A 5,944-nucleotide genomic window follows, 5' to 3' on the forward strand; every position below is an offset into this window, starting at 1 on the left:
GTTTTTTTGTTAATGCTGACTTAAATGGTGCAGCAAATATTCTGAGAAAAGTATCGGGAAGATTAGGTTTGTCGCTTACTCAACTCAGTAGACGATCTTTGGCAGTCGTAGCGAGAATTAGATTAAACTAATTCTGTCCGCAGAATCGAGCGCGTCTTCAGACCTGAGAGTGTCAATTCCACAGAAATACCACAGTCGCTATCGACTAGCAACTGTGGCAAGATCAGTTATCAGTTATCAGTTATCTCTAATTGTAGCAGCGATCGCAAAATTTTTCTGTATCTCCAGCAAAATTTATGATTGACGCAGCCTCCAACTCGGTAGTTTTAACTTGTGGATGAAGGCGAAGTCGCGCTTAAAAGCACCTATACATATTTGTGTCTGTTGAACTGGTGGTCAGCAGTAAGGTGTATCTTAGTGAAAAGGTTAGCTCATCATTGAGTCCAGCAACAACAGAAGCACGACAACTCAGAACGTTAGAACACCGATTTTCCTGGGTCTGGCTGATTCTCTTTTTCCCGTCTCCCTCTGTTGCTAAACTGGGAAGGATGAACATCTTAAGATCGGAGGATTTTGTTTGTGGACTGGCGAGTTCGTGCAATTCGTGGCGCAACAACGGTTTCAGATAACTCCATTGCAGCCATTCGGGAAGCGGTCACGGAATTATTAGATGAATTAGAAAGCCGGAATCAACTGGTGCCTGATGATATTATTAGTGTCACGTTTTCTGTGACTAAAGATTTAGATGCTATTTTCCCCGCCGCCATCGCCCGTGAACGCCCCCATTGGCACAATGTTCCTTTATTAGATGTTCAACAAATGCACGTTGAAGGCAGTTTACAAAAGTGTATTCGCTTCTTAGTTCATGTTAACTTACCCAGCCACAAAACCCAAGTTTATCATCCCTATTTAAGAGGAGCAAAAAACCTTCGTCCCGACTGGAATTTAACTCCTATTCATTGATCTTAAAAAGAGTAATCAGTCATCAGTAATCCGTCATCATTTTCTAAGCTTTGGTTAACAGTTGACAAGGATTAACCCTTAACTCTTTCACTGATAACTGATCACTGATAACTGATCCCTGATTTAATCTTTTTCCGTTGCTAAAGACACAGAAGCGGGTTGGCGATTTCGCCACCAAGCTAACATCGTGCTGGCGATAAAAATACTAGAATAAGCTCCAGCAACGAAGCCGACTAATAAAGCTAAGGCAAAATATTTCAGCGTTTCACCCCCAAACAGGAAAATGCAAATTAAAGGTAACAGAGTCGTTAATGTGGTGTTAATAGAACGGGTTAAGGTTTGTTCTACGGCACTATCCACCACTTGATTAATATGAAGATCCGGGTTGCGGGAAATCACTTCCCGAACTCGGTCATAAATCACCACCGTATCATTAACAGAAAATCCTACAATTGTTAGTAGAGCAACCAAGAATAAACTATCAACTTCTACACCAAAAACTAATCCTAAAATTGAAAAAATTCCAACAGTAATCAAAACATCATGGAATAATGCAACAAAGGCAAAAAACGCATAATCTAACTTAAACCGAAACGTTAAATAAACCGTAATTCCGGCAAAAGATAATAATAAAGCCGTTAATCCTGATAGAAAAATTTGACGACCAATGGTAGGGCCAACGGTATCAATTTGAGTTCCTTTGGGATCAAAGGCTCCGATTTTTTGACTTAAGGCATTTTGCAAATTAGTTCTTTCTTCAACATTCAAACTTTTTGTGCGAATCGAAACAATTTGCTTATCGTTTTTACCCGCATCTTTATCTAACAATTGAATCGAACTATTAGCTAAACCTTGAGCCGCTAAAACCTCCCGAACTTCTGTAATTTCAATCGGGCCATTACAATTATTCGGAACTGAACAATCTAATTCCAACTGAAGGCGAGTTCCTCCGACAAAATCTAACGCCGGACGTAAAGGAGATCCAATATCCGGGCGAGTCCAAGAAATAGCCATCGCAATTATTCCAGCGAGAATAATCGCACTGGAAATTGCCCACCATAAATTACGTTGTTTAATAACACTAAAAGCCATAAATAAATTAAGTGTTGAGCGTTGACTGTTATCAGTGATCAGTAATCAGTGGAGAGTTAATCATGAGTTGTTAGTCCTGGTTCGCTAAAGAATAGAGATTAAAAACTGAACACTGATGACTGATGAGTGATCACTGATTACTGATCAAGTTTTTGTTTAAATTTGGGCAAAATAATTGAGGTTTTCTTAACTCTGGGAAATCAAGAGCCAGAAACAGAAAACTACGACTACAAGTAATCGCCGTAAACATACTCACTGCTACCCCTAATCCTAATGTTAAGGCAAAACCTTTGACTAATCCGGTTCCTAACCAAAATAGAGCGACACAAGCAATAACGGTTGTGACGTTACCATCTAAAATGCTACTAAAAGCTCGATAAAAACCCGATTCTACAGAACGATATAGGGTTTTTCCAGCTTTCAATTCTTCACGAGTTCGTTCAAAGATTAGAACGTTTGCATCCACCGCCATCCCAATACTCAGAATAAAACCCGCAATTCCCGGTAACGTTAAAGTTACACCCAATAAATCAAAAAGAGCTAAACTTAATAACGCATAAATTAACAAAGAAAAATCCGCTATTAATCCGGGTAATCGATAATAAATTACCATGAAAATCAGAACTAAAATTAAACCCGTGACCCCAGCATAAACACTCTTGTTAATACTATCTCGCCCTAATGTGGCTCCAACGGTACGATTTTCTACAATTTCCACAGGAACCGGTAATGCACCTCCGCGCAATTGTACCGCTAAAGTATTAGCTTCTTCCGCCGTAAATCGTCCTGTAATGACCGCCCGACCTCCGGTAATTCCCGTATCAGCAAATTCCACAGGAACCGACGGTGCACTTAATAAATCATTATCCAGAAAAATCCCAATGGTTCGACCCGTTCCCGCTAAATTTTTGGTGAGTTCCGCGAATTTGTCGCCACCTTCGGAACTAAACACTAAACCAATATTCCAGTTTCCTGTGCTTTGGACGGGTTCAGGATAGGCATCTTTTAAATCTTGTCCTCTTAAAACCGGACTATTATAAAGTTGAGCGATCGCTTCATTACTTTTATTTAAAGATTCAATAGCCGTTGCTAAAGCTTGAGAATCTCCCTTTTTTTTAGCTGCTTCAATTTGTTGTTTAATTCCTTGCTGAACTTGTAATTCCACCGGAAGTTGTTGTTCCGTTCCCGCTTTTTGTTCTCGAAAATCTAATTGCGCCGTTCCTCCTAAAACCCGTTCGGCTTCCTCTGGATTATTAACTCCGGGTAACTGTACAACAATTTGATCTTGTCCAACGGTTTGTACTAAGGCTTCCGATACTCCCAGTTCATTGACTCGATTTTCAATCACACTTTGAACTGAAATCAGAACTCGTTCATCAATCGTTGGAACCGCTTCTGAAGGTTTCAACTGAATCGTAAGTTGAGAACCTCCCCGTAAGTCTAAACCTAATCGTAAAGGAATATTCACCAGAACAATAATGGAGGCGATAATCACCACCAAAATCAAAATTAAAACAGAACGTTGTTTTCGCATAGGAATTATTGATCAGTCGTAGGGGCGGGGTTTTCCCGCCCGTATATCAGTGGTTTTTCTGCCCGTATATCAGTCATCATTTTTTAAGCTTGAGTTAAGAGTTATCAACTGTTAACTATTAACTCTTAACTTTTACACCGATTACTAATAACTGATTAAAATTTCTTACTCAGAATCTTCTGAACCCCCTCAACAATTTGCTCCGGTTGAACAATCGTGAGTCGTTCTAAAGCTCCATTGTAAGGTGTCGGAATATCTTGAGACGCTAATCGCAATACAGGTGCATCCAGTTCATCAAATAAACGATCATTAATTGAAGCGGTAATTTCTGCTCCCAGTCCCCCGGTTTTCATACATTCTTCAACGATAATCACGCGATGGGTTTTGCGGATGGATTCACCAATCGTATCAAAATCCAAAGGTTTGAGAGAAATTAAATCAATTACTTCTGGATCATAACCCTGTTTCACCAAGGTTGGAACCGCTTGCATCACATGATGACGCATCCGAGAATAGGTCAGAATCGTTACATCTTTTCCGCGTCTGACCACTTCCGCTTTATCAATCGGGACAATATATTCTTCGTCGGGGATATCTTCTTTGAGGTTATATAATAAAACGTGCTCAAAAAACAAAACCGGATTATCATCTCTAATCGCCGCTTTCAGTAACCCTTTAGCATTATAAGGAGTCGAACAAGCGACCATTTTTAACCCCGGAACCGATTGAAAATAAGATTCTAACCGTTGAGAGTGTTCCGCACCCAATTGACGGCCTACGCCACCAGGGCCACGAATCACCAAAGGCATTTTAAAATTGCCTCCAGAGGTATAACGCAGCATTCCCCCATTGTTAGCAATTTGGTTGAAGGCGAGTAACAAAAATCCCATGTTCATCCCTTCAATAATCGGCCGTAACCCCGTCATTGCAGCACCAACGGCCATTCCAGTAAAACTATTTTCTGCAATGGGAGTGTCTAAAACCCGTAAATCTCCATATTTTTGATAAAGGTCTTTCGTGACTTTGTAGGAACCGCCATAGTGACCCACATCTTCTCCCAACACAAACACGGAGGGGTCACGAGCCATTTCTTCATCGGTTGCTTGTCTCAGCGCATTAAAAAGTAGGGTTGGTGCCATTGCAATTGTTGATAAGCGAGTGTGGATCACAGCTAATCTTACCAAAAGATTGAGTTTAAACCTTCCCTGATTCCAATTATGCGTTTAAGGTTTAAGTCCCACTAGGGTTTGGGAACTTTCCTCAGACTGACCTATCCTAGTTATGATGATCCATTTTTAATCTTGCGATGGACTTCCCTCAGTCTGTTTGTCGCCAAAGAAAGGGTGACGATAGTTGGGTTTGCGACTACTAAGGATTTAATTAGGGTTGATAATAATACTGACTTAGCTAGAGTTGAGGGTTTAAATTTAGAGAATTGGGTGGAATTATAAAATTTATCCTTGATGAACTATTTAACACCGAAACAAAAACAAGACTTAGCAGAAATAGCTAATAATTAGCCTAGTTTATAATGTGTTCAATGTGCTTTAGCTATCAAGAAATATTTGCGACTGGAAACAATTATTTTATATCAAGTAGAAGACAAAAAGTTAGCTTTTGATTTTTTTTGAGTTATTTGAGCAATTTAATATTGAGTTTATTCCCTTAGATAAGACTGCTGTCAATGTAGGTAAATAAAAATATTTTTTAATAACTGTAGGGTGAGCAATTAGCGTTTTTTAAATGTAGGTAAATAATAATAAAGCGATCGCACTCTAAACTCCTCTACATCTAAAAAGCGATACCTACGGTAAGCTGCGCTAACGCACTACCATCCCCCCTACATTCTCAATTGTGTTAAAATGTTATCATAGTTCTAATCAGTTAACTTTACAGGAGTACCAATAAAATGTCTTTATCACAACAACAATTAGAAGAAAAGGTGATTTCTTTAGAAAAAGAAATGAATCAAGTCAAAAAAATATTATCCATTAATGTTAAAAAAATCCGTTCCTTGGTGGGAAGAAATAGCGGGAACATTTGCTGATAATTTAGCGTTTGAGGAAGCGGTAAAATTAGGTAATCAATATCGTCAATCCGAGAAATAAAATTAAGTATTAATTATATGTATATTTTAGATACAGATCATCTAACTATTTTACAAAGAGGTGGACAATTAGCACAGCAATTAAAGTATAAACTTGCTGATTATTTAAAATATGCTATAATTTTAAAAACTAAATTTGACATTGTAAACCATGAAATTATCAATTGATGACGACATTACAAAAGAAATGCTGACAGAAATCATGGTAGAAATTATTAAAACTAAACAAGATTTATTTTATGATCTTA

General features: G+C 38.5%; 4 protein-coding genes. 1 reads left to right on the forward strand and 3 read right to left on the reverse strand.

The window, feature by feature from the left end; translation table 11 throughout:
- The first annotated feature begins 579 nt into the window (after nucleotides 1-579).
- A complete protein-coding gene (gene aroH / locus ACKPEB_RS03890) occupies nucleotides 580-963 on the forward strand; it encodes a chorismate mutase (RefSeq protein ID WP_408963483.1) in 384 nt (127 codons plus the stop codon).
- Between the two features lie 123 nt (nucleotides 964-1,086).
- Here the strand turns inward: aroH and secF are convergent, their stop codons facing one another.
- From secF to ACKPEB_RS03905, 3 genes are all read right to left on the reverse strand, one after another.
- Nucleotides 1,087-2,055 carry a protein translocase subunit SecF gene (secF, locus tag ACKPEB_RS03895; protein ID WP_408963484.1) on the reverse strand — a complete coding sequence of 323 codons (969 nt, stop codon included), beginning with the start codon at nucleotides 2,053-2,055 and terminating at the stop codon, nucleotides 1,087-1,089.
- Between the two features lie 130 nt (nucleotides 2,056-2,185).
- Entirely contained in the window at nucleotides 2,186-3,589 is a 1,404-nt protein-coding gene (gene secD / locus ACKPEB_RS03900) for a protein translocase subunit SecD (protein WP_408963485.1), read from the reverse strand.
- Nucleotides 3,590-3,744: 155 nt separating this feature from the next.
- On the reverse strand, nucleotides 3,745-4,728 hold the full coding sequence (locus ACKPEB_RS03905; protein WP_072719140.1) for an alpha-ketoacid dehydrogenase subunit beta: 984 nt from the start codon (nucleotides 4,726-4,728) through the stop codon (nucleotides 3,745-3,747).
- Between the last annotated feature and the right edge of the window lie 1,216 nt (nucleotides 4,729-5,944).

The sequence above is a fragment of the Planktothrix sp. genome, from assembly GCF_046067725.1.
Lineage (GTDB): Bacteria > Cyanobacteriota > Cyanobacteriia > Cyanobacteriales > Microcoleaceae > Planktothrix.